Raw genomic sequence first — 19,832 nt, forward strand, 5'->3', positions numbered from 1 at the left:
CTCACGCCAGCAGCAGGAAAACGGTCGGACGCCGCTCGATATCGGGCGGCGTTTGTTTTTTCCACTCTTGAACGCTTAGCGTGCGTACCGTTTCGCCTGGCAGGGTGAGGTCGGTGGCTACGGTCAGTCGTGTTCCGGGTTGGCAACTGCCGAGAATGGCATCGAACATCGCACGGTTGCGATAGGGCGTTTCGATGAAAAGCTGGGTCTGGTGGCGTTTGCGGGATTCGCTTTCGAGCTCGCGCAAGGTTTTGGTGCGTTCGACTTCCTTGGCGGGCAGGTAACCCTGGAACGCGAAACGCTGTCCGTTCAGGCCGGACGCCATCAGTGCCAGCAAGAGCGAGGATGGCCCGATCAACGGTACGACCCGGATGTTTTGCTTTTGCGCCAGGGCAACTAGATTGGCTCCGGGGTCGGCGACTGCAGGGCAGCCGGCCTCCGAAAGCAGGCCGACATCGTTTCCGGCAAGCAGTGGGGCAAGTAGTTGGCTGAGCGCGTCGGCTTTGGTGTGCTCGTTGAGTTCCGAGAGCTGCAGCTCCTGTAGGGGTTTGTCGGTGCCGGCGGCTTTCAGGAAGGCGCGCGCTGTCTTGGCTTGTTCGACGACGAAATGGCTTAATGGACGGATGGTCGCCAGTACCGCAGGTGTCAGCGAATCCTGTGGTGATGTCGGGCCCAGGGGGACCGGAATGAGGTATAGCGTTCCGGCCATCAGAGTACCGGCATGCCTTGGCGGCGGAGCATGTCGCAGAGGGCAATCAGTGGCAGGCCAACCAGAGCGTTCGGATCGTCGCCGCGCATGCTGGTGAGCAGCGCGATGCCAAGCCCTTCGGATTTGGCCGATCCAGCGCAGTTGTAGGCGGGTTCGCGGTGCAGATAGTTTTCAATTTCGGCGCTGGTCAGATTACGAAAGGTCACCAGAGTCGGGATGCCGCGCACGTCTGCATAGCCGGTCCGGGCATTGAACAGGCATAGTCCGGTAAAGAAATTGACGGTTTTGCCTGACAGTTGATGCAACTGATCGACGGCGCGCTCGTGATTGCCGGGTTTTCCGTAGATTTTTCCATTGACGGTGGCGACCTGGTCGCTACCGATAATGAGCGCATCCGGGTAAATGCCAGCGACGGCACGTGCCTTGGCTTCCGAAAGGCGAAGCGACAGGGCTTCAGGAGGCTCCGAAGGGAAAGGGGTTTCGTCCGTTTGTGGATTGGCGACCTCGAAAGGCAGCCCGAGGCGGCTCAACAACTCGCGACGGTAGGGCGACGTCGAGGCCAGAATCAGTTTTTGTGACATGAAAGGCTCAATACAACAAAGTCTTGCATCGAACTCTTGAGGCGACACTTTGTTTTGACTTGGAAAGCTAAAAATAATATCATTCAATGTTTAAGTCGCAACAGCTCAAGATTGAAAAGAATTACGGACGCATTCCGCTTTGCCAAAGATGGGCGTGTTCTCGAAGGAACGCTGCCTGTTTCGGTGCTTGAACGCCTGCATGACCTGCTGGCCGTTGTGGAGGGAGAGGTTTCCTTTCGCATCGAAGGATTTCAAGGTGGGCGAGGGGAGTGTCTGCTGCAACTGGTGGTGACGGGGACTCTCCCGTTGGCTTGCCAGCGCTGCCTGAAAGCCGTGTCTTATGATCTCGATGTCGACAACCTGCTGGAACTTGTTCCCGAAGGTGCCGAGCTATCGCAAGATGAGTTGGAAGACGACACCCGGGATTTCATGCCGGTGGCGAAGGAACTGGATGTGGCCGAATTCGTGGAGGACGAAATCCTCCTGGCCCTGCCGGTGGCGCCGCGGCACGAAAAATGTGGTTTGCCTGGTGCGGCCGATGCGGGCGAGCGGATCAATCCGTTTGCAGCATTGTCCGGGCTTAAAGGCAAGCCGAACTGATTTTTTTGGAGTAACAACATGGCCGTTCAACAGAACAAAAAGTCCCCGTCCAAGCGTGGCATGCATCGCGCTCACGATTTCCTGACCAACCCGCCGCTGGCCGTCGAATCGACCACGGGCGAGGTTCACCTGCGTCACCACGTCTCTCCGACCGGTTTCTACCGCGGCAAGAAAGTCCTGAAGGCCAAGGGCGAGTAATCGTTCAATGAAAGGCAGGCGGTTCTTGAAGAGCCGCCTGCCTTTTCTTTTGCCTATATGACAACCCGCATTGCCATCGATTGCATGGGGGGTGACCACGGTCCGTCAGTGACGGTGCCGGCGGCCATTCAGTTTCTTGCGGAGCATCCGTCTGCCAATCTCGTCCTGGTCGGTCAGGAGGGGGTCTTGCGTCCGTTGCTCGGCAGTCATGCCTCTGATTCCCGTATCCGCATCGTTCATGCCTCGGAAGTGGTTGGCATGGATGAGTCGCCGGCCCTCGCGCTGCGCAACAAAAAAGATTCGTCGATGCGGGTCGCCATCAACCAGGTCAAGGCTGGTGAGGCCGACGCCTGCGTATCGGCCGGAAATACCGGTGCACTGATGGCTATTTCCCGCTTCGTGCTGAAAATGCTGCCTGGTATCGACCGGCCGGCGATCTGTGCGCCACTGCCGACCGTCAATGGTCACACCCATATGCTGGATCTTGGTGCCAACGTCGATTGCGGTCCGGAGCATCTCCTGCAGTTTGGCATCATGGGCGCCATGCTGGTTGCCGCAATGGAGCACAAGGATCAACCTACCGTCGGTATCCTGAATATCGGCGAGGAGGAGATCAAGGGCAACGAAGTGGTCAAGGCGGCAGCCGAGTTACTGCGTGCATCCGGTCTCAACTTTGTCGGTAACGTCGAAGGTGACGGCATCTACAAGGGTGATGCCGATGTGATCGTCTGTGACGGCTTTGTCGGCAATGTTGCGCTGAAAACCTCTGAAGGTCTGGCTCAGATGCTGGCGTCATCGCTGCGCGAAGAGTTCAAGCGCAACTGGTTGACCAAACTGGCTGCGTTGATCGCCATTTCCGTGCTCAACAACTTCAAACGCCGCTTCGATCATCGTCGCTACAATGGGGCGATTCTCCTCGGCTTGAAGGGCATTTCGGTCAAGAGCCACGGTTCGGCCGATGTGCTGGCCTTCGGCAATGCCATTTCCCGTGCTTACGAAGCGGCTGAAAACCGTGTTCTGGAGCGCATTTCCAGCCGGATCGCCGAAATGATGCCGGCCGCTGCTGCAGTGGAGAATGTCTGAAATGTATGCACGCCTGATCGGTACCGGCAGTTATCTTCCGGGCAACCCCGTCAGCAACGACGATTTGGCGGCTCGCGGCATCGATACCAACGACGAGTGGATCGTTACGCGCACCGGAATTCGCAGCCGTTATCTCGCCGAGCCGGGTACGACTTCGAGCGAACTGGGTCTGGTCGCGGCACAGCGCGCGCTGGAAATGGCCGGTGTTGCTGCCGCCGAGATCGATTTGATCATCGTCGCCACGTCGACGCCGGATTTCATCTTTCCGAGTACTGCCTGCTTGATCCAGGGCAAGCTGGGCAACAAGGGGGCTGCCGCCTTCGACGTACAGGCCGTATGCAGCGGCTTTACTTACGCCTTGGGCATCGCCGAGAAATTCATCCGCTCCGGCAGCCACAAGAAGGCTTTGGTCATCGGGGCCGAGGTGTTTTCCCGCATTCTGGACTGGAACGACCGCGGCACCTGTGTGCTGTTCGGCGATGGCGCTGGTGCAGTGGTGCTTGAGGCTTCCGACAAGCCGGGCATCCTGTCGACAGCCATGCACGCCGATGGCAGCCAGTTTGGCATTCTCAATGTTCCAGGGCAGGTCTGCGGCGGCCAGGTGACGGGCGATCCCTTCCTGCGCATGGATGGTCAGGCAGTCTTCAAGTTTGCCGTTCGCGTTCTGGCCGATATTGCCGAAGAGGTCTGCGCCAACGCGGGTATGCAGACGGCCGATATCGATTGGCTGATTCCGCACCAGGCAAATATCCGCATTATCGAGGCGACCGGCAAGAAGCTCGGTGTTGATCGCGAGAAGGTCATTGTCACCGTCGATCGCCACGGCAATACTTCCGCTGCCTCCGTGCCGCTGGCCCTTGACGAGGCTGTGCGCGACGGGCGTATCCAGCGCGGCCAGAAGGTTCTGGTCGAGGGCGTTGGCGGCGGCTTTACCTGGGGCGCAGCCCTGCTCGAATTCTGATATCAGGAGACTGAACGATGTCTTTTGCTTTCGTATTTCCCGGCCAGGGCTCGCAGAGCGTTGGCATGATGGCCGCCTACGGCGATGCCGCGGTGGTTCGCGCTACGTTCGATGAGGCGTCCGCCGCTTTGGGCGATGACCTGTGGCAGATGGTCGCCCAAGGTCCGGCCGAAGCGCTGACCCAGACCGTCAATACCCAGCCGGTCATGCTGACCGCCGGCATCGCTGCCTGGCGCCTGTGGTGCGAGAAGGGCGGCAAGACGCCGGCCATGGTCGCCGGTCACAGCCTGGGTGAATATTCGGCGCTGGTTGCCGGAGGCGTCATCGCTTTCAAGGATGCCGTACCGCTCGTCCGCTTGCGTGCCGCCGCCATGCAGGAAGCCGTGCCGCTGGGCACCGGCGCCATGGCTGCCGTGCTAGGCCTCGATAATGCCGGCATTGTTGCAGCCTGTGCCGAAGCCGCGCAGGGAGAGGTAGTCGAGCCGGTCAATTTCAATGCCAACGGCCAGACCGTGATTGCCGGTCACAAGGCCGCCGTCGAGCGTGCCATGGAAGCTTGCAAGGCGCGTGGCGCCAAGATGGCCAAGGCGCTGCCGGTGTCCGCTCCGTTCCATTCCTCATTGATTCGTCCAGCGGCCGATAAGCTGGCTGCACGACTGGCTGAGCTGACCCTGCAGGCACCCACCATTCCAGTGGTCAACAATGTGGATGTCGCGATCGAGAACGATCCCGGCCGCATCAAGGATGCCCTTGTTCGCCAAGCCTACAATCCGGTGCGCTGGGTAGAGACCATTCAGTTTATGGCCTCCCTGGGGATTACCACGGTTGCCGAATGTGGCCCAGGCAAGGTTTTAGCTGGTCTGACCAAGCGCTGCGCCGATGGTGTTGCGGGTGTCGCGCTGGCCGATGCGGCATCAATCGAAGCCAATCTCGGACTGGAGTAATTCATGCTGAACGACAAGATTGCATTGGTTACCGGTGCCACCCGCGGCATCGGTCGTGCCATCGCGCTCGATCTCGGGCTGAAGGGGGCAACCGTGATCGGTACGGCGACCAGCGAAGAGGGCGCCGGGAAGATTTCTGCCTATTTGACGGAAGCCGGCGTGAAGGGCAAGGGCATTGTGCTCAACGTCACCGATGCAGCCCAGACGGATGCCGTGTTGGCTGACGTGGCCAAGGAGTTTGGTGCCATCACCATCCTTGTGAACAATGCCGGCATTACACGCGATAACTTGACGATGCGCATGGGTGACGAAGAGTGGGATGCGGTCATCGATACCAACCTGAAGGCTGTTTTCCGTCTGTCGCGCGGTGTCATGCGCGGCATGATGAAGGCCCGCTTCGGCCGCATCGTCAATATTTCGTCAGTGGTTGGCTATTCCGGCAATGCCGGGCAGGCCAACTATTGCGCAGCCAAGGCCGGCGTCGCCGGTCTCAGTCGTTCGCTGGCCCGCGAGCTGGGTAGTCGCAACATCACGGTCAATTGCGTTGCCCCGGGCTTTATCGCCACGGACATGACGCATGCCTTGACCGAAGAGCAGAAGGCCGCCATGCTGGCATCCATTCCGCTGGCTCGCGCCGGTACACCGGAGGATGTCGCCGGCGCCGTCGGTTTCCTGGTTTCTCCCGCCGCCTCGTATGTTACGGGTACCACCGTGCATGTGAATGGCGGTATGTTTATGGATTGATTTCCCGAAGCTCCGGCTTTTGGTAAAATCCCTGTGTTTTTTTTCGTACCCCTGAGGGGAAGGAGTTTTTCGAATGGATAACATCGTAGAGCGCGTCAAGAAGATCGTCGCCGAACAACTGGGCGTGAACGAAGCGGACATCAAGAACGAGTCCTCCTTTGTGGACGATCTGGGCGCTGACTCCCTGGACACCGTTGAGCTGGTCATGGCTCTGGAAGAGGAATTCGAGTGCGAAATTCCGGACGACCAGGCTGAGAAGATCACCACGGTTCAGCAGGCTGTCGATTACATCCTCGCTAACAAGAAGTAAGCCAATTCCGGTTTGAACCAGGCAAGGCCGGCCTTATGGGCCGGCCTTGCTACATTTGCTTTCGGAGTGCACATCTTGGCACGTCGCAGAGTCGTCATTACTGGCCTGGGTCTGATTTCCCCGGTCGGCAACAGCGTTGAAGAAGGCTGGCAGAACATCATTGCCGGCGTTTCTGGTATCGCTCCCGTTACCCGTTTCGATACGTCCACCTTCCCGGTCCAGTTTGCCGGCGAGGTCAAGAATTTCGATATCACCCAGTACATTTCGGCCAAGGACGCCCGCCGCATGGATAAGTTCATCCATTACGGCCTGGCAGCTGGCATTCAGGCGGTGCGCGATGCCGGTCTGGACAAGGAAGGTGCTGCCGATCCAGAGCGTGTCGGTGTGGCCATCGGTTCAGGCATCGGCGGCCTGCCGCTGATCGAGGAAACCAAGGACGAATACAACGCGGCCGGTGTCCGCAAGGTATCGCCGTTCTTCGTTCCGGGTTCGATCATCAACATGATTTCCGGCAACCTGTCGATCGAATTCGGCTTCAAAGGACCGAACCTCTCCATCGTGACAGCATGCACGACCGGTACCCATTCGATTGGCGAGGCCTCGCGCATCATCGAGTACGGCGATGCGGATGTCATGGTGGCCGGTGGTGCCGAATCGACGGTTTCGCCGCTTGGTATGGGCGGTTTCTGTGCGGCCCGTGCGCTGTCCACACGCAACGACGATCCTGCAACTGCCAGCCGTCCGTGGGACAAGGATCGCGATGGTTTCGTGCTGGGCGAGGGCGCCGGCGTCCTGGTTCTCGAGGAGTACGAGCACGCCAAGGCACGGGGTGCCAAGATTTACGCTGAAGTGTCCGGCTATGGCATGAGTGCCGACGCTTACCACATCACCGCACCGAACATGGACGGCCCGCGTCGTTCGATGGTCAATGCGCTGAAGAATGCCGGCGTTTCGCCGTCCGATGTGCAGTACGTCAATGCCCACGGTACGTCCACGCCGCTGGGCGACAAGAATGAGTCGGATGCCATCAAGGCGGCCTTTGGCGATGCTGCCTACAAGATCGTTGTCAATTCGACCAAGTCGATGACCGGCCACTTGCTGGGCGGTGCCGGTGGCGTCGAGTCGTTGTTCACGGTACTGGCCATTCATCACCAGATTTCGCCGCCGACTATCAACATCTTCAATCAGGATCCGGAATGCGATCTGGACTACTGTGCCAATAAGGCACGCCCGATGAAGATCGACGTGGCGTTGAAGAACAACTTCGGTTTTGGTGGTACCAACGGCTCGCTGGTTTTCAAGCGCGTCTAAGCTACCCTTCCCGTAAGGAAAAGAACGGTGCAGCTTCCGATAACCATCGGACTGCGCCGTTCTCGCATTGGGGATGGCGTTTTGTTCCTGGCCGGCATGTTGGCCATCATCGGATGGTCTTTCTGGCCGCAGCTTCTTGCTGTGCGGCTGGTGGGTATAGTGCTGATATTCGCTGGGCTGCGGTTGATTCGACTGCAACTGGAGCCGGCGTTGCGCATCATCAGGATGGATGGTGCCGGCGGTATTTCCGGCGCTTCAGGGAGCGGCGATGTGCTGGAGGCCCTGCGGGCCTTGCCTGGGGCTATCGTTCATCCGTGGTTGACTGTTGTGCGCTTTCAGGATTCCCGTGGTCGCCGCCACGTCGTTGTTGCTACGGTCGACTCCATGGAACCAAGTGATTTCAGGCGATTCCGGATATTTCTACGCTGGCGTCTCAAGCTGGCCGAACTGGCAGGCGACGCCTGACAACGGTGTTTTTTGCCTTGCTGGACATTTCCGGGTAGTCCCGGGAAAAGTGGAGTCCACGGCTTTCCTTGCGCTGCATGGCGCAGCGAACGATGAGGTCGGCTGTGAAGACAAGGTTGCGCAATTCGATCAGGTCGTGACTGACCCGGAAATTGGCATAGAACTCGTCGATCTCGCGCATCAGTAGCCGAATGCGGTGCTTGGCCCGCTTCAGTCGCTTGGTGGTGCGCACGATGCCGACGTAGTCCCACATGAAGCGGCGCAGTTCGTCCCAGTTGTGCGAGATCACCACCTCCTCGTCAGCATCGGTAACCCTGCTCTCGTCCCATAAGGGCAATTCAGGAATATCCATCGCCTTGTGGCCGAGGATGTCGGAAACGGCCGCCTCTGCAAAGACCAGGCACTCGAGCAGCGAATTGGAGGCCAGCCGGTTGGCGCCATGAAGGCCGGTGCAGGATGCTTCTCCGGCCACATAGAGCCCTTCCAGGTCGGTGCGCCCCTTGAGGTCGCTGACGATGCCGCCGCAGGTGTAATGTGCTGCCGGGACAACCGGAATCGGGTCGCGGGTGATGTCGATACCCAGTTCCAGGCAACGCGCATGGATGTTGGGAAAATGGCTGCGGATGAACTCCTCGCCCTTGTGGGAGATGTCCAGAAAGACGCAGTCGAGGCCGCGTTTTTTCATTTCGAAATCGATGGCACGGGCGACGATGTCGCGCGGCGCCAGTTCGGCACGCTCGTCATGTTCAGGCATGAAACGGGTGCCGTCGGCAAGGCGCAATAAACCGCCTTCGCCTCGAACGGCCTCGGAAATCAGGAAGGATTTGGCTTGCGGGTGGTAGAGGCAGGTCGGATGGAATTGGATGAATTCCATATTGGCGACGCGGCAACCGGCACGGTAGGCCATCGCAATGCCATCGCCAGTCGAGGTGTCCGGGTTGGTCGTGTACAGATAGACCTTTCCGGCGCCGCCTGTCGCGATCAGTGTATTGGGGGCCCCAATCGTAATGACTTCGCCTGTCCGGTTGTTCAGTACGTAGGCGCCAAAACAGCGTTTGTCGGCCTTGCCCAGTTTCTCGCCAGTAATCAGGTCGATTGCAATGTGGTGTTCGAGAACGGTAATGTTGGGATTGTTGCGGACTTTTTGAGTCAGCGTCTCCTGAACGGCCAGGCCGGTGGCATCGGCGACGTGAATGACGCGCCGGGCACTATGGCCGCCTTCGCGGGTCAGGTGGTAACTGGCTGCATCCTTGGTAAAGGGTACGCCTTGATCTATCAGCCATTCGATCACGCGCCGCCCGTTTTCGACGACAAAGCGCGTGGCTTCTTCGTCGTTGAGCCAGGCACCGGCAACTAGCGTGTCACGAATATGTGCTTCGATGGAATCCTGGCTGTCCAGAACGGCGGCAATCCCGCCTTGGGCCCAGCCCGAGGCGGAGTCTTCTAGGTTGCGTTTGCTGATCAGGGCCACCCGGCAATGAGGGGCTAGTCTAAGGGCTGCCGATTGTCCGGCGAGCCCGCTACCAATGATCAGTACATCGAATTTCTGCACGGCTGTTCTCTAGGGGAATAGTTTTGCGCGAAATATAGCACGCACGGCGATGCGGATTTCGTTACACATGGTCACAAATAAGGATAAATCCGTCTCCTCAGCTGGAAAATCGCTGCGCTATACTGCGCTTAATAAACATACAAATCATTACCCTCAGGGAAAGTAGAGCCATGACTGAGCGCGAAATCGATCAAGTGCTGGTCGAAAAGGCGCAAGGCGGAGATCAGCACGCCTTCGACCAATTGGTGAGCAAATACCAGAGAAAGCTGGGGCGTTTGCTGTCGCGCTTCATTCGCGATCAAGCAGAAGTCGAGGATGTCTCGCAGGAGGCCTTCATCAAGGCTTATCGCGCCTTGCCGTCCTTCCGGGGAGAAAGTGCCTTCTATACCTGGCTCTATCGTATCGGTATCAATACGGCTAAGAATTACCTCGTTTCCCAGGGACGAAGGGCGCCAACCACGACCGAGTTCGATTCGGAAGAGGCGGAAAACTTCGAAGATGCCTCCCAGTTGAGGGACATCAATACGCCGGAGAGTCTGTTGTTGTCGAAGCAGATCGGCCATACGGTCAATGCCGCCATGGATTCGCTTCCTGACGAGTTGCGTACGGCGATTGTCCTGCGCGAACTCGAAGGACTCTCCTATGAAGAGATCGCCGACATCATGCACTGTCCGATCGGCACGGTACGTTCGCGAATTTTTCGCGCGCGTGAGGCGGTTGCCGCCAAGCTCAGACCGCTACTCGACACGGCACCCGATAGGCGCTGGTAATTCTTGATGAATGACGAATTGATCACTGTTCGCGGCGTGGTCCGTGCGCTGGAGGGTGGCGATGCCCTGGTTGAAGTGGAGCAGGGCGGCTGCGGCCGCTGTCACGAGGAGGGCGGCTGCGGCGGGCAGCAACTGACCCAGATGTTTTGTAGCGGCCCCAAGTCCTATCGTGCTGAAAACACCATCGGTGCCGACGTTGGGGACCGTGTCGTGGTTGCCACGCCATCCGGGAGTGTTCGTCGTACGGCAAATCTCGCGTACGGCGTGCCTTTGATGGGAGCCATCGGCGGTGCGCTGATCGGGACACCGGTTGGCGGCGATCCGGGCGCCGTGGTGGGTGCGATTTGTGGTTTGGTTGCCGCGCTTGGCTATGTGCGCCTTCGCTCGCGCCTCGACGTGGGCGGTGTCCGCAGCCGCCCCCGTCTTGTGTCCCATTCCTAGTTGAGCCAGGAGGTCATGTTGACTATGAAACGTTTTGCAGCCCTCATTGTCCTGTGGTTTCTGTCTACCGGCATTTTTGCGCAGGCGCGCGGTTTGCCTGACTTTTCCGACTTGGCGGAAAAGCAGGGGCCGGCCGTGGTGAATATCAGTACGACGCATGTTGTGCGCGGCCAGGCCCAGATGATGCCGTTCCCGTTTGACGAAAACGATCCAGCCTTCGAGTTCTTCAAGCGTTTCATTCCTCGTTCTCCAGGTGGCGGCATGCCGCGTGACTTCGAGAACAAGTCGCTTGGTTCCGGATTCGTTGTCAGTGGCGATGGCTATATTTTGACCAATGCCCACGTTGTCGATGGAGCCGACGAGGTGACGGTTCGTTTGACCGACAAGCGCGAATTCAAGGCAAAGATCATCGGTGCAGACAAGCGGACGGATGTGGCGCTGATCAAGATCGAGGCATCGGGGCTGCCGGTCGTGAAGCTCGGCGACCCGGCGCAACTGAAGGTTGGCGAATGGGTGGTAGCCATCGGGTCGCCGTTCGGTTTCGATAATTCGGTGACGGCAGGCATCGTTTCCGCAAAGGGACGCTCGCTGCCTCAGGAAAATTATGTGCCTTTCATCCAGACCGATGTGGCAATCAACCCCGGCAATTCGGGCGGGCCGCTGTTCAACATGCGGGGAGAGGTTGTCGGCATAAATTCCCAGATCTACAGTCGGAGCGGTGGTTATATGGGCGTCTCCTTTGCCATCCCGATCGATGTGGCCATGGATATCCAGAGCCAGTTACGTGCCTCCGGCAAGGTCAGCCGCGGTCGTCTGGGTGTGGTTATTCAGGAGGTGAGCAAGGAGTTGGCTGATTCGCTGGGCTTGGCTCGTCCCATGGGCGCGGTGGTTAATTCCGTGGAAAAGGGCGGACCGGCCGAGAAGGCTGGCGTGGAGGCGGGCGACGTCATCCTCAAATTTGATGGCAAGGCGATCAATAGCTCAGCGGATTTGCCGCGTCTTGTTGCTGCCACGCGTCCGGGAGCGCGTTCCACGATACAGTTGTGGCGCAAGGGTACGACCCGCGATATTCAGGTGACGGTTGGTGAAATGCCCGACGAAAAGCTGGCGGGCGGCAAACCCTCCAAGAGCGCAAAGCCTGCAGAACAGGCACCCAATCGTCTCGGATTGGTGGTGAGTGAATTGACTGCAGAGCAAAAACGCGAACTGAAAATGAATTCCGGCCTTCTGGTCGAGGATGTACGCGGTATCGGAGCCCGCTCCGATCTGCGGGCCGGCGATGTGATCATTGCCGTGATCAGCAAGGGAGCGACGACAGAGGTCAAGTCGGTTGATCAGTTCAACAAACTGTTGGCCCAGTTCGAGAAAGGCAGTAACGTGACCTTGCTCGTCCGGCGTGGCGAAATGCAGACATTCATCACGATCAAGGGTTTGAACGGTGGGAATTGAGTTGACCTTGATGAGTCGTGGTTATTGCCATCTCTGTCACGACATGGAGGTGGCGCTGGCGCCGCTGGCAGAGGAATTCGGAGCCGCAGTGGTCGTTGTCGATGTTGATGCCGATCCGGACCTGGAGGCCAAATACGATGAGCTGGTGCCGGTCTTGCTGCATGGCGATACCGAGCTCTGTCATTACTTTCTGGACGAAGCCAAAACCCGTGAATATTTGGCCGGAATCCGCTAGAATTCAGGGTCTTCTGAAAAGGGAAGGGCGCCGGACAGCGCCCTTTTTTACTGGCAGCAATGGATCACATTAGAAACTTCTCCATCATCGCGCACATTGACCACGGCAAATCGACGCTGGCCGATCGCATCATCCACCTGTGCGGTGGCTTGTCCGATCGCGAAATGGAGGCGCAGGTGCTCGATTCGATGGATATCGAACGTGAGCGCGGTATTACCATCAAGGCACAGACTGCCGCGCTGAACTACAAGGCTCGGGATGGCAAGGTCTACAACCTGAACCTGATCGACACGCCGGGGCACGTGGACTTCTCCTATGAAGTCTCCCGCTCTTTGTCGGCCTGCGAAGGGGCCTTGCTGGTCGTCGATGCGTCGCAAGGCGTCGAAGCGCAGACTGTGGCCAACTGCTATACCGCCATCGAGCTCGATGTCGAAGTTGTCCCGGTGCTGAACAAGATCGACTTGCCGTCAGCCGACCCGGACAATGCCCGCCAGGAAATCGAGGATGTCATTGGCATCGACGCGACCGAGGCGGTTCTGGCCTCGGCCAAGACCGGACTGGGTGTGCAGGATATCCTGGAGGCTGTTGTCGCCCGCGTGCCGCCGCCCAAGGGCGACCCGGAAGCGCCACTGAAAGCGCTGATCATCGATTCATGGTTCGATAACTACGTCGGCGTCGTCATGCTGGTACGGGTTGTCGATGGCGTGATGCGTCCGAAGGACAAGCTGTATTTCATGGCCACCGAGGCGCAGCAGCTTTGCGAACAGGTCGGTGTCTTCTCGCCGAAATCGGTGCAGCGCAGCGAATTGCGTGCAGGCGAGGTGGGCTTCGTCATTTCCGGCATCAAGGAGTTGAAGGCGGCCAAGGTCGGCGATACCATTACCACGGTGGACCGCAAGGCCGCCGAGCCGCTGCCTGGCTTCAAGGAAATCAAACCACAGGTCTTTGCGGGTCTGTACCCGGTCGAATCGAACCAATACGATTCGCTGCGCGAATCGCTGGAAAAGCTCAAGCTCAACGATGCGTCGCTGCAATACGAGCCTGAAGTTTCGCAGGCGCTGGGTTTCGGCTTCCGTTGCGGCTTCCTGGGACTTTTGCACATGGAAATCGTGCAGGAGCGCTTGGAACGTGAATTCGACCAGGACCTGATCACCACTGCACCGACCGTTGTTTACGAGGTCGTGCAGCGCGACGGCAGCGTCATCCAGGTGGAAAATCCGGCCAAGCTGCCCGAGGTTTCCAAGGTCGAGGAAGTGCGCGAACCGATCATCACGGCAACGATTTTCGTGCCGCAGGATTACCTCGGCAACGTCATCACGCTGTGCAACCAGAAGCGCGGCAACCAGGTTGACATGCACTATCACGGTCGCCAGGTGAAGCTGGTCTATGAAATGCCGATGGCCGAAGTGGTGATGGATTTCTTCGACAAGCTGAAATCCTGTTCCAAAGGCTATGCATCGCTCGACTACGATTTCAAGGAATACCGCGCAGCCGATGTCGTCAAGCTCGACATCCTGATCAACAGTGAAAAGGTCGATGCCCTGTCCCTGATCGTGCACCGCTCGAATTCGCAATATCGCGGTCGCGAATTGGCCTCCAAGATGCGCGAATTGATTCCGCGGCAAATGTATGACGTGGCCATCCAGGCCGCCATCGGGTCGCACATCATCGCTCGCGAGAACGTCAAGGCCATGCGCAAGGACGTGCTGGCCAAGTGTTACGGCGGTGATATCTCGCGGAAGAAGAAACTGCTCGAAAAGCAGAAGGCCGGCAAGAAGCGCATGAAACAGGTCGGTTCCGTGGAGATTCCGCAGGAAGCCTTCCTGGCCGTGCTGCGCGTGGATAACTGACGAGAAATTGACGATGAACTTTGCCCTGATCCTGTTCGTCCTGCTGGTGGTTTCCGGTGCGCTCTATGCGGTGGATGTCCTGAAGTTCCGCAAACTGCGTGCCAAGGATGCCAAGGAGCCGCTTTGGGTGGAGTGGGGCGCCAGTTTCTTTCCGGTCATTCTGATCGTGTTCGTTCTTCGTTCCTTCCTTTTCGAGCCGTTCAAGATTCCGTCCGGATCGATGATCCCGACCCTGCTGGTCGGCGACTTCATTCTGGTTAACAAATTCACCTATGGCATTCGCCTGCCGGTCATCAACAAAAAGATCATTGCCATCAATTCCCCTCAGCGCGGTGATGTCATGGTCTTTCGGTATCCGGAGGACCCTTCACTCGATTACATCAAACGCGTTGTCGGCCTGCCGGGTGATACGGTGTCTTACCAGAACAAGAAGCTGACGATCAATGGCGTCATGGTTCCGACGCAGAAGATTGGCGATTATTTGCACCCTGAGCGCTTGTATTACTCGGAGCAATATCAGGAAAAGCTGGGTGATGTCGAACATCGGGCACTGAACGATGCCGACGCCCCGGCCTTCATACCCGATGCAGCACGCTTTCCGCACCGTGAGAATTGCACATACAATGCAGCAGGCGTTATTTGCAAGGTGCCGGAGGGGCACTATTTCATGATGGGTGACAACCGTGACAATAGCCGAGACAGTCGCGCCTGGGGATTTGTCCCCGAGGAGAATATTGTCGGCAAGGCGTTTTTCATCTGGCTGAATTTCAGCGATATCAGTCGGGTTGGTTCCTTCAGGTAAGGGGAAAACGATGGAAAATCAACGTGGGGTGGCTCTCTCCGGTTTGCTGTTCTGGAGTGTTGTTCTGGTTTTGGTTGCCGTGCTTGGGATGAAGGTACTGCCTACCTATATCGAATACGCCAAAATTCTGAAGGATGCGAAGGCAACCGTTGCCAAGGTGGCTCCCGATTCAACCGTAGCCGATGTGCGTCGTACCTTCGACAAGTTCGCTGAAATCGACATGCTGGATTTTCCTTCTTCCCAATTGGATGTCACCAAGGATGGTGGGCGGATTGTCATCGAGTTTGGTTACGAAAAGCGCATCCATCTGTTCTGGAATGTCAGCCTGCTGATCGACTACAAGGGTTCGACCGCTGGGTCATAAGGCCATGACTGCGCAGGCTGTTGCCAGGACACTTGGTCATGTTTTTTCCGATGAGACGCTGCTGGTAACGGCGCTGACGCATCGGAGCTACGGCACTCCCAACAATGAGCGCCTGGAATTCCTGGGTGACGGCATTCTGGATTTCGTGATCGCCGCATCGCTGTTCCACCGTTTCCCCGGGTTACCCGAAGGGGATTTGTCGCGCTTGCGGGCGAACCTGGTTCGCCAGGAGTCGCTGCATCGGCTGGCGCAGGAGCTGAAAATTGGCGATGTTCTTCGTCTCGGCGAAGGAGAACTGAGAAGTGGCGGGGCGCAGCGCCCGTCGATACTGGCCGATGCGCTCGAGGCGGTATTGGGGGCGATCTATCTCGATGCCGGTTTTCCGGTGGCGCAACAGGTCATCGAGCAGCTCTACGCGCCCATGCTCGATGAGTTGAAGCCGGGTCAGTTCCAGAAGGATGCCAAGACACGCCTGCAGGAATGGCTGCAAGGGCGGAAGAAACCTTTGCCACGCTACCTGTTGCTGGAAACAACCGGTGCGGCACACAGCCAGCGTTTCGAGGTGGCTTGCGAGATCGATGCTCCCACCTTGCGTACCATCGGACATGGCACCAGCCGGCGTATTGCCGAGCAGGTTGCCGCCGAACAGGCCCTGAAAGAACTTCAAGCATGAAAAAAATCCGTTCCGGCTATATCGCCATCGTCGGCCGTCCCAATGTCGGGAAGTCGACTCTGCTCAATCGCCTGGTCGGCGAGAAGATCAGTATCGTTTCGCGGAAAGCGCAGACAACGCGGCACCGTATCACCGGCATCCTGACCAACGACGATGCGCAGTTCGTCTTCGTCGATACGCCGGGATTCCAGACCAAGTTTTCCAATGCCCTGAACCGCGCCATGAACCGCGGCGTGACACAGACGCTGAACGACGTCGATGTTGTCTTGTTCGTGGTCGAAGCCGGGCGCTACGATGCCAAGGACAAATCCGTCGTTCGCCTCTTGCCCAAGGACCGGCCGGTTATTTTGGTGGTCAACAAGACCGATCAGCTCAAGGAGCGCAACGCGCTGTTGCCGTTTTTGGCAACCGTGTCGGCCGATTTCGACTATTCGGCGGTTGTGCCCATCAGCGCCGCAAAAGGCAAGCAAACCGACGATTTGCTCGCTGAAGCACGGAAGCATCTGCCCAACGAGGGCCTGATGTTCCCGGAAGACGATTTGACCGACAAGAGCGAGCGTTTCCTGGCATCGGAATACATTCGCGAGAAAGTCTTCCGCCTGCTGGGCGATGAGCTGCCTTATGCGACAGCTGTCGAAATCGAGCGCTTCGAGGTCGAAGGTGCATTGCGCCGGATCTTTGCCGCGATTGTCGTCGACCGCGAAGGCCACAAGGCCATTGTTATCGGCAAGGGTGGCGAATCGCTCAAGCGCATTGCCAGCGAGGCACGGCAGGACATGGAGCGGCTTTTCGACGGCAAGGTTTACCTTGAAATCTGGGTCAAGGTGAAATCCGGCTGGAACGACGATGAGCGTCTGCTGAAGAGCCTCGGCTACGAATGAGTCTGCGCAGCAAGGTCGACGGCCAGCCGGCCTACGTTCTGCACACCTATCCCTTTCGGGAAACCAGTTTGATTGTCGAAGTTTTTTCCCGGGATTTCGGGAGAATGGCCTTGCTCGCCCGCGGCGCGCGTCGGCCGCGCTCTGCCATCCGCGGTCTGCTCATGGCCTTCCAGCCACTCGAAATAGGCTGGGCGGGCAAGGGCGAGGTGCTCACCCTGATGAAGGCCGAGTGGCAAGGCGGACAACCGCTCCTGGCGGGCGAGGCGCTGTTCTGCGGCTATTATCTGAACGAGTTGTTGATCCACCTGCTGCCGCGCGAAGATGCCCACGAGCGGCTTTTCGAGCGCTATGCCGAGATGCTGGCGCGTCTGGCAGACGATCCGCAGGGCAGGGTTCGCGAAGCCGATCTGCGCCGCTTCGAGAAAACACTCCTGCAGGAGCTCGGCTACGGCCTGACCCTGAATCACGATAGCGACGGTGCCCCTATCGTTGCGGATGCCCATTACACTTATCGCATGGAGCAGGGGCCGGTTCGGCTGGAACATGACGCAGGCGCCTCGCAGGTGGTCAGCGGCAAAACCTTGCATGATCTCGAAGCCGAGGATTTTTCCGATCCTCGGTCGCGTCAGGAAGCGAAAGCGCTCATGCGGACCTTGATGGCCTATTACCTGGCCGGCAAGGAACTGGAAACACGAAAAATATTCAAGGAGTTGCAAGAGCTATGATCGAACTGGGCGTCAATATCGACCACATTGCCACCATCCGCCAGGCCCGCCGGACTTACGAACCGGACCCGGTCTGGGGCGCTGTCGAGGCGCATTTGGGCGGTGCGGATGGCATTACCGTGCATTTGCGCGAAGATCGTCGGCACATTCAGGATGCGGATGTCCGCCGGCTGCGCGAAACGACGCAGATCAAGCTGAATCTGGAAATGGCGGCAACCGACGAAATGGTCGGCATCGCCTGCGCACTCAAACCCGAAATGGCCATGCTGGTTCCCGAGGGGCGGCATGAGGTCACGACCGAAGGCGGTCTCGATATCCTGGCGCAGGAAAGCCGCCTCACGGACGTCATTTCCCGACTCGCCGACGCCGGTATCACGACCAGCGTATTCATCGATGCCGAGCCCGCACAGATCGAAGCGGCAGCGCGTATCGGAGCCCGTGTCTGCGAGGTTCACACCGGCCCTTATGCCCACGCCTTCCATGATCGCGGGCGCGATGCGGAAGCGTCGGCCGTCCTTGCCGAACTGGACAAGATCCGCAAGGCCGGCGAAGTGATTCGCCAGTTGGGCATGCGTTTCAACGCCGGACATGCCTTGAATTACTACAACGTCCAGCCGGTAGCCATGCTGGCTGGTATCCGTGAACTGCATATCGGCCATGCGATCGTCAGCCGCGCCGTGTTCGTCGGCTTGCGCGAAGCGGTGCGGGAAATGAAAGCCTTGATGCGCGAAGCGGCACAGAGCGGCGAATGATTTACGGTATCGGCACCGATATCGCAGCCGTCGCCCGCCTGCGCGGCATGTGGGAACTACACGGCGACAAGGTGCTGGAAAAACTTCTCGCGCCGCAGGAAATGCCTGACTTTGCCAGGGCTGCGGACAAGGGGCGTTTCCTGGCCAAGCGCTTCGCTGCCAAGGAAGCATTCAGCAAAGCCCTTGGTACGGGGGTGCGCCCACCGGCAACGCTGCCGGCCATTGCCGTCACCCACGACGACTTGGGAAAACCGGCGCTGGATTTCGCGCCCGCGCTGAGCGCGTTGCTGCAGGAAAAGAATCTGAAAGCCCATCTCTCGATTAGCGACGAAGCCGACTATGCCGTTGCCTATGTCATTCTGGAGCAAGCATGAAGCACCTTCCCCTCGGGCCGCTGATGATCGACATCGCCGGTACCGAACTGACCGACCTGGATTGCGAACGCCTGTGCCATCCGCTGGTTGGTGGAATCATCCTGTTTTCCCGCAACTATGCCGATCCGCAGCAGCTATCCGCACTGACCGCTGCCATCCATGCCTTGCGCACACCGTCCTTGTTGATCGCGGTCGATCATGAGGGGGGCAGGGTGCAGCGCTTCCGAGACGGCTTTACCCGCCTGCCGCCGATGGCGCTGCTGGGTAAGCTGTGGGATCGCGATCCGGCCGGTGCATGTGCGGCTGCCCGGCAAGTTGGCTACGTGCTGGCAGCGGAACTGCGGGCGCGGGGAGTCGATTACTCATTCACGCCGGTTCTCGATCTCGATTATGGTCCTTCGCGCGTTATCGGCGATCGCGCTTTCCATCGTCGCCCCGAAGCCGTGATCCAGCTGGCCGATGCGCTTGGCAAAGGCTTGCGGCAAGCCGGTATGGGAAGTTGTGGCAAGCATTTTCCCGGGCATGGCTACGTCATTCCGGATTCGCATGTCGAACTGCCGGTCGATGATCGGGCTTTCGACGCCATGCAGGAAGACATCGAGCCCTATCGTTTGTTACCCCTTGGCGGAGTGATGGCGGCGCATGTAATTTACAATTGCATGGATTGCAATACATCAGTATTTTCAAATAGATGGATTGACTATTTGAGAAATGACATTAAATTTGATGGCGTTGTTTTTACCGATGATTTGTCGATGGCCGGCGCCGGTATTGTTGGCGACATGTTGGCGCGCGTGGAAACGGCTTATGCCGCAGGTTGCGACATGCTGCTCGTCTGCAATGCTCCGGATGCGGTGGGGAGCGTGCTGACGAACTGGCAGCCTGACGTCGATTTGCGCCGTGGTCTGCGCATCGAATCCTTGATTCCCAATGCACCGGTCAAATCCTGGGAGCAGTTACAGGTTGATCCGTTTTATCGGGCGGCGCTACAGACTATTGCTGACTTGATGGCCTGAAATGCAATCGGGCAGCCGAAGCTGCCCGATTGATGTGAAGCG

At 58.4% G+C, this 19,832-nt stretch carries 25 protein-coding genes; 22 read left to right on the forward strand and 3 right to left on the reverse strand.

The features are described 5' to 3' along the window. Position 1: 1 nt before the first annotated feature. Both F1002_RS09550 and F1002_RS09555 read right to left on the reverse strand, forming a co-directional pair. Positions 2 to 709, reverse strand: coding sequence for an SAM-dependent methyltransferase (locus F1002_RS09550; protein ID WP_150428810.1), 708 nt, complete (start codon positions 707 to 709; stop codon positions 2 to 4). Next, positions 709 to 1,290, reverse strand: coding sequence for a Maf family nucleotide pyrophosphatase (locus tag F1002_RS09555; protein WP_150428811.1), 582 nt, complete (start codon positions 1,288 to 1,290; stop codon positions 709 to 711). The genes F1002_RS09550 and F1002_RS09555 overlap by 1 nt, the downstream gene beginning before the upstream one ends. A gap of 111 nt (positions 1,291 to 1,401) precedes the next feature. Here F1002_RS09555 and F1002_RS09560 point away from each other — a divergent pair, with 111 nt between their 5' ends. The 9 genes from F1002_RS09560 to F1002_RS09600 all read left to right on the forward strand — a co-directional run bounded on the left by F1002_RS09560 (position 1,402) and on the right by F1002_RS09600 (position 7,906). After that, a complete protein-coding gene (locus F1002_RS09560) occupies positions 1,402 to 1,890 on the forward strand; it encodes a DUF177 domain-containing protein (RefSeq protein ID WP_223879527.1) in 489 nt (162 codons plus the stop codon). An 18-nt stretch (positions 1,891 to 1,908) separates the two neighbouring features. Further along, positions 1,909 to 2,088: a 50S ribosomal protein L32 gene (rpmF, locus tag F1002_RS09565; RefSeq protein ID WP_150428813.1), complete on the forward strand. Its 180-nt coding sequence runs from the start codon at positions 1,909 to 1,911 to the stop codon at positions 2,086 to 2,088. A 57-nt stretch (positions 2,089 to 2,145) separates the two neighbouring features. Beyond that, entirely contained in the window at positions 2,146 to 3,171 is a 1,026-nt protein-coding gene (gene plsX / locus F1002_RS09570; protein ID WP_150428814.1) for a phosphate acyltransferase PlsX, read from the forward strand. A gap of 1 nt (position 3,172) precedes the next feature. Beyond that, complete coding sequence (locus F1002_RS09575) at positions 3,173 to 4,132, forward strand: beta-ketoacyl-ACP synthase III (RefSeq protein WP_150429261.1); 960 nt, start codon at positions 3,173 to 3,175, stop codon at positions 4,130 to 4,132. Between the two features lie 17 nt (positions 4,133 to 4,149). Then, positions 4,150 to 5,076: an ACP S-malonyltransferase gene (gene fabD, locus F1002_RS09580; protein ID WP_150428815.1), complete on the forward strand. Its 927-nt coding sequence runs from the start codon at positions 4,150 to 4,152 to the stop codon at positions 5,074 to 5,076. Positions 5,077 to 5,079: 3 nt separating this feature from the next. Next, the gene (gene fabG / locus F1002_RS09585; RefSeq protein WP_150428816.1) at positions 5,080 to 5,820 is read left to right on the forward strand and encodes a 3-oxoacyl-ACP reductase FabG; all 741 of its coding nucleotides are present in this window, start codon (positions 5,080 to 5,082) and stop codon (positions 5,818 to 5,820) included. Between the two features lie 73 nt (positions 5,821 to 5,893). Then, on the forward strand, positions 5,894 to 6,130 hold the full coding sequence (gene acpP, locus F1002_RS09590; protein WP_027458475.1) for an acyl carrier protein: 237 nt from the start codon (positions 5,894 to 5,896) through the stop codon (positions 6,128 to 6,130). Between the two features lie 75 nt (positions 6,131 to 6,205). Beyond that, positions 6,206 to 7,441, forward strand: coding sequence for a beta-ketoacyl-ACP synthase II (fabF, locus tag F1002_RS09595; RefSeq protein WP_150428817.1), 1,236 nt, complete (start codon positions 6,206 to 6,208; stop codon positions 7,439 to 7,441). A 27-nt stretch (positions 7,442 to 7,468) separates the two neighbouring features. Further along, positions 7,469 to 7,906, forward strand: a complete 438-nt coding sequence (locus tag F1002_RS09600) for a protein YgfX (RefSeq protein ID WP_150428818.1) — start codon at positions 7,469 to 7,471, stop codon at positions 7,904 to 7,906. Here the strand turns inward: F1002_RS09600 and nadB are convergent. Continuing rightward, on the reverse strand, positions 7,875 to 9,458 hold the full coding sequence (gene nadB / locus F1002_RS09605; RefSeq protein ID WP_150428819.1) for an L-aspartate oxidase: 1,584 nt from the start codon (positions 9,456 to 9,458) through the stop codon (positions 7,875 to 7,877). The two genes, F1002_RS09600 and nadB, sit on opposite strands and share 32 nt — an antisense overlap. Positions 9,459 to 9,628: 170 nt before the next feature. Between nadB and rpoE the strand changes: the two genes are divergently transcribed. The 13 genes from rpoE to nagZ are packed head-to-tail and all read left to right on the forward strand — an operon-like array spanning position 9,629 to position 19,790. Further along, positions 9,629 to 10,228: an RNA polymerase sigma factor RpoE gene (rpoE, locus tag F1002_RS09610; RefSeq protein WP_150428820.1), complete on the forward strand. Its 600-nt coding sequence runs from the start codon at positions 9,629 to 9,631 to the stop codon at positions 10,226 to 10,228. 6 nt (positions 10,229 to 10,234) lie between these two features. After that, positions 10,235 to 10,669, forward strand: coding sequence for a SoxR reducing system RseC family protein (locus tag F1002_RS09615; protein WP_150428821.1), 435 nt, complete (start codon positions 10,235 to 10,237; stop codon positions 10,667 to 10,669). A gap of 24 nt (positions 10,670 to 10,693) precedes the next feature. Next, entirely contained in the window at positions 10,694 to 12,118 is a 1,425-nt protein-coding gene (locus F1002_RS09620; protein WP_150429262.1) for a DegQ family serine endoprotease, read from the forward strand. A gap of 10 nt (positions 12,119 to 12,128) precedes the next feature. Beyond that, positions 12,129 to 12,353, forward strand: coding sequence for a glutaredoxin family protein (locus F1002_RS09625; protein WP_150428822.1), 225 nt, complete (start codon positions 12,129 to 12,131; stop codon positions 12,351 to 12,353). A 59-nt stretch (positions 12,354 to 12,412) separates the two neighbouring features. After that, entirely contained in the window at positions 12,413 to 14,203 is a 1,791-nt protein-coding gene (gene lepA / locus F1002_RS09630) for a translation elongation factor 4 (protein WP_150428823.1), read from the forward strand. Between the two features lie 13 nt (positions 14,204 to 14,216). Beyond that, complete coding sequence (lepB, locus tag F1002_RS09635; protein ID WP_150428824.1) at positions 14,217 to 15,005, forward strand: signal peptidase I; 789 nt, start codon at positions 14,217 to 14,219, stop codon at positions 15,003 to 15,005. Between the two features lie 10 nt (positions 15,006 to 15,015). Further along, entirely contained in the window at positions 15,016 to 15,369 is a 354-nt protein-coding gene (locus F1002_RS09640; RefSeq protein ID WP_150428825.1) for a DUF4845 domain-containing protein, read from the forward strand. A gap of 4 nt (positions 15,370 to 15,373) precedes the next feature. After that, positions 15,374 to 16,042, forward strand: a complete 669-nt coding sequence (gene rnc, locus F1002_RS09645) for a ribonuclease III (protein ID WP_150428826.1) — start codon at positions 15,374 to 15,376, stop codon at positions 16,040 to 16,042. Next, positions 16,039 to 16,923, forward strand: a complete 885-nt coding sequence (gene era, locus F1002_RS09650; protein ID WP_150428827.1) for a GTPase Era — start codon at positions 16,039 to 16,041, stop codon at positions 16,921 to 16,923. The genes rnc and era overlap by 4 nt, the downstream gene beginning before the upstream one ends. Next, on the forward strand, positions 16,920 to 17,648 hold the full coding sequence (recO, locus tag F1002_RS09655) for a DNA repair protein RecO (protein WP_150428828.1): 729 nt from the start codon (positions 16,920 to 16,922) through the stop codon (positions 17,646 to 17,648). The genes era and recO overlap by 4 nt, the downstream gene beginning before the upstream one ends. Beyond that, entirely contained in the window at positions 17,645 to 18,400 is a 756-nt protein-coding gene (locus F1002_RS09660) for a pyridoxine 5'-phosphate synthase (RefSeq protein WP_150428829.1), read from the forward strand. The genes recO and F1002_RS09660 overlap by 4 nt, the downstream gene beginning before the upstream one ends. After that, positions 18,397 to 18,774 carry a holo-ACP synthase gene (gene acpS / locus F1002_RS09665; RefSeq protein WP_150428830.1) on the forward strand — a complete coding sequence of 126 codons (378 nt, stop codon included), beginning with the start codon at positions 18,397 to 18,399 and terminating at the stop codon, positions 18,772 to 18,774. The genes F1002_RS09660 and acpS overlap by 4 nt, the downstream gene beginning before the upstream one ends. 23 nt (positions 18,775 to 18,797) lie before the next feature. Then, entirely contained in the window at positions 18,798 to 19,790 is a 993-nt protein-coding gene (gene nagZ, locus F1002_RS09670) for a beta-N-acetylhexosaminidase (RefSeq protein WP_255584483.1), read from the forward strand. Positions 19,791 to 19,832 lie beyond the last annotated feature (42 nt).

This window comes from Dechloromonas sp. CZR5 (genome assembly GCF_008711155.1).
Classification (GTDB): Bacteria; Pseudomonadota; Gammaproteobacteria; order Burkholderiales; family Rhodocyclaceae; genus Azonexus.

What these genes read in the sequence shown, in the direction of transcription:
- lepB (WP_150428824.1), top strand. Translation starts at nt 14,217, where the DNA reads ATGAACTTTGCCCTGATCCTGTTCGTCCTGCTGGTGGTTTCCGGTGCG.
- F1002_RS09555 (WP_150428811.1), bottom strand. Translation starts at nt 1,290, where the DNA reads ATGTCACAAAAACTGATTCTGGCCTCGACGTCGCCCTACCGTCGCGAG.
- rpoE (WP_150428820.1), top strand. Translation starts at nt 9,629, where the DNA reads ATGACTGAGCGCGAAATCGATCAAGTGCTGGTCGAAAAGGCGCAAGGC.
- F1002_RS09575 (WP_150429261.1), top strand. Translation starts at nt 3,173, where the DNA reads ATGTATGCACGCCTGATCGGTACCGGCAGTTATCTTCCGGGCAACCCC.
- fabD (WP_150428815.1), top strand. Translation starts at nt 4,150, where the DNA reads ATGTCTTTTGCTTTCGTATTTCCCGGCCAGGGCTCGCAGAGCGTTGGC.
- F1002_RS09625 (WP_150428822.1), top strand. Translation starts at nt 12,129, where the DNA reads ATGAGTCGTGGTTATTGCCATCTCTGTCACGACATGGAGGTGGCGCTG.
- era (WP_150428827.1), top strand. Translation starts at nt 16,039, where the DNA reads ATGAAAAAAATCCGTTCCGGCTATATCGCCATCGTCGGCCGTCCCAAT.
- plsX (WP_150428814.1), top strand. Translation starts at nt 2,146, where the DNA reads ATGACAACCCGCATTGCCATCGATTGCATGGGGGGTGACCACGGTCCG.
- F1002_RS09620 (WP_150429262.1), top strand. Translation starts at nt 10,694, where the DNA reads ATGAAACGTTTTGCAGCCCTCATTGTCCTGTGGTTTCTGTCTACCGGC.
- nagZ (WP_255584483.1), top strand. Translation starts at nt 18,798, where the DNA reads ATGATCGACATCGCCGGTACCGAACTGACCGACCTGGATTGCGAACGC.
- F1002_RS09550 (WP_150428810.1), bottom strand. Translation starts at nt 709, where the DNA reads ATGGCCGGAACGCTATACCTCATTCCGGTCCCCCTGGGCCCGACATCA.
- fabG (WP_150428816.1), top strand. Translation starts at nt 5,080, where the DNA reads ATGCTGAACGACAAGATTGCATTGGTTACCGGTGCCACCCGCGGCATC.
- F1002_RS09615 (WP_150428821.1), top strand. Translation starts at nt 10,235, where the DNA reads ATGAATGACGAATTGATCACTGTTCGCGGCGTGGTCCGTGCGCTGGAG.
- recO (WP_150428828.1), top strand. Translation starts at nt 16,920, where the DNA reads ATGAGTCTGCGCAGCAAGGTCGACGGCCAGCCGGCCTACGTTCTGCAC.
- acpS (WP_150428830.1), top strand. Translation starts at nt 18,397, where the DNA reads ATGATTTACGGTATCGGCACCGATATCGCAGCCGTCGCCCGCCTGCGC.
- rnc (WP_150428826.1), top strand. Translation starts at nt 15,374, where the DNA reads ATGACTGCGCAGGCTGTTGCCAGGACACTTGGTCATGTTTTTTCCGAT.
- rpmF (WP_150428813.1), top strand. Translation starts at nt 1,909, where the DNA reads ATGGCCGTTCAACAGAACAAAAAGTCCCCGTCCAAGCGTGGCATGCAT.
- acpP (WP_027458475.1), top strand. Translation starts at nt 5,894, where the DNA reads ATGGATAACATCGTAGAGCGCGTCAAGAAGATCGTCGCCGAACAACTG.
- lepA (WP_150428823.1), top strand. Translation starts at nt 12,413, where the DNA reads ATGGATCACATTAGAAACTTCTCCATCATCGCGCACATTGACCACGGC.
- F1002_RS09640 (WP_150428825.1), top strand. Translation starts at nt 15,016, where the DNA reads ATGGAAAATCAACGTGGGGTGGCTCTCTCCGGTTTGCTGTTCTGGAGT.
- F1002_RS09660 (WP_150428829.1), top strand. Translation starts at nt 17,645, where the DNA reads ATGATCGAACTGGGCGTCAATATCGACCACATTGCCACCATCCGCCAG.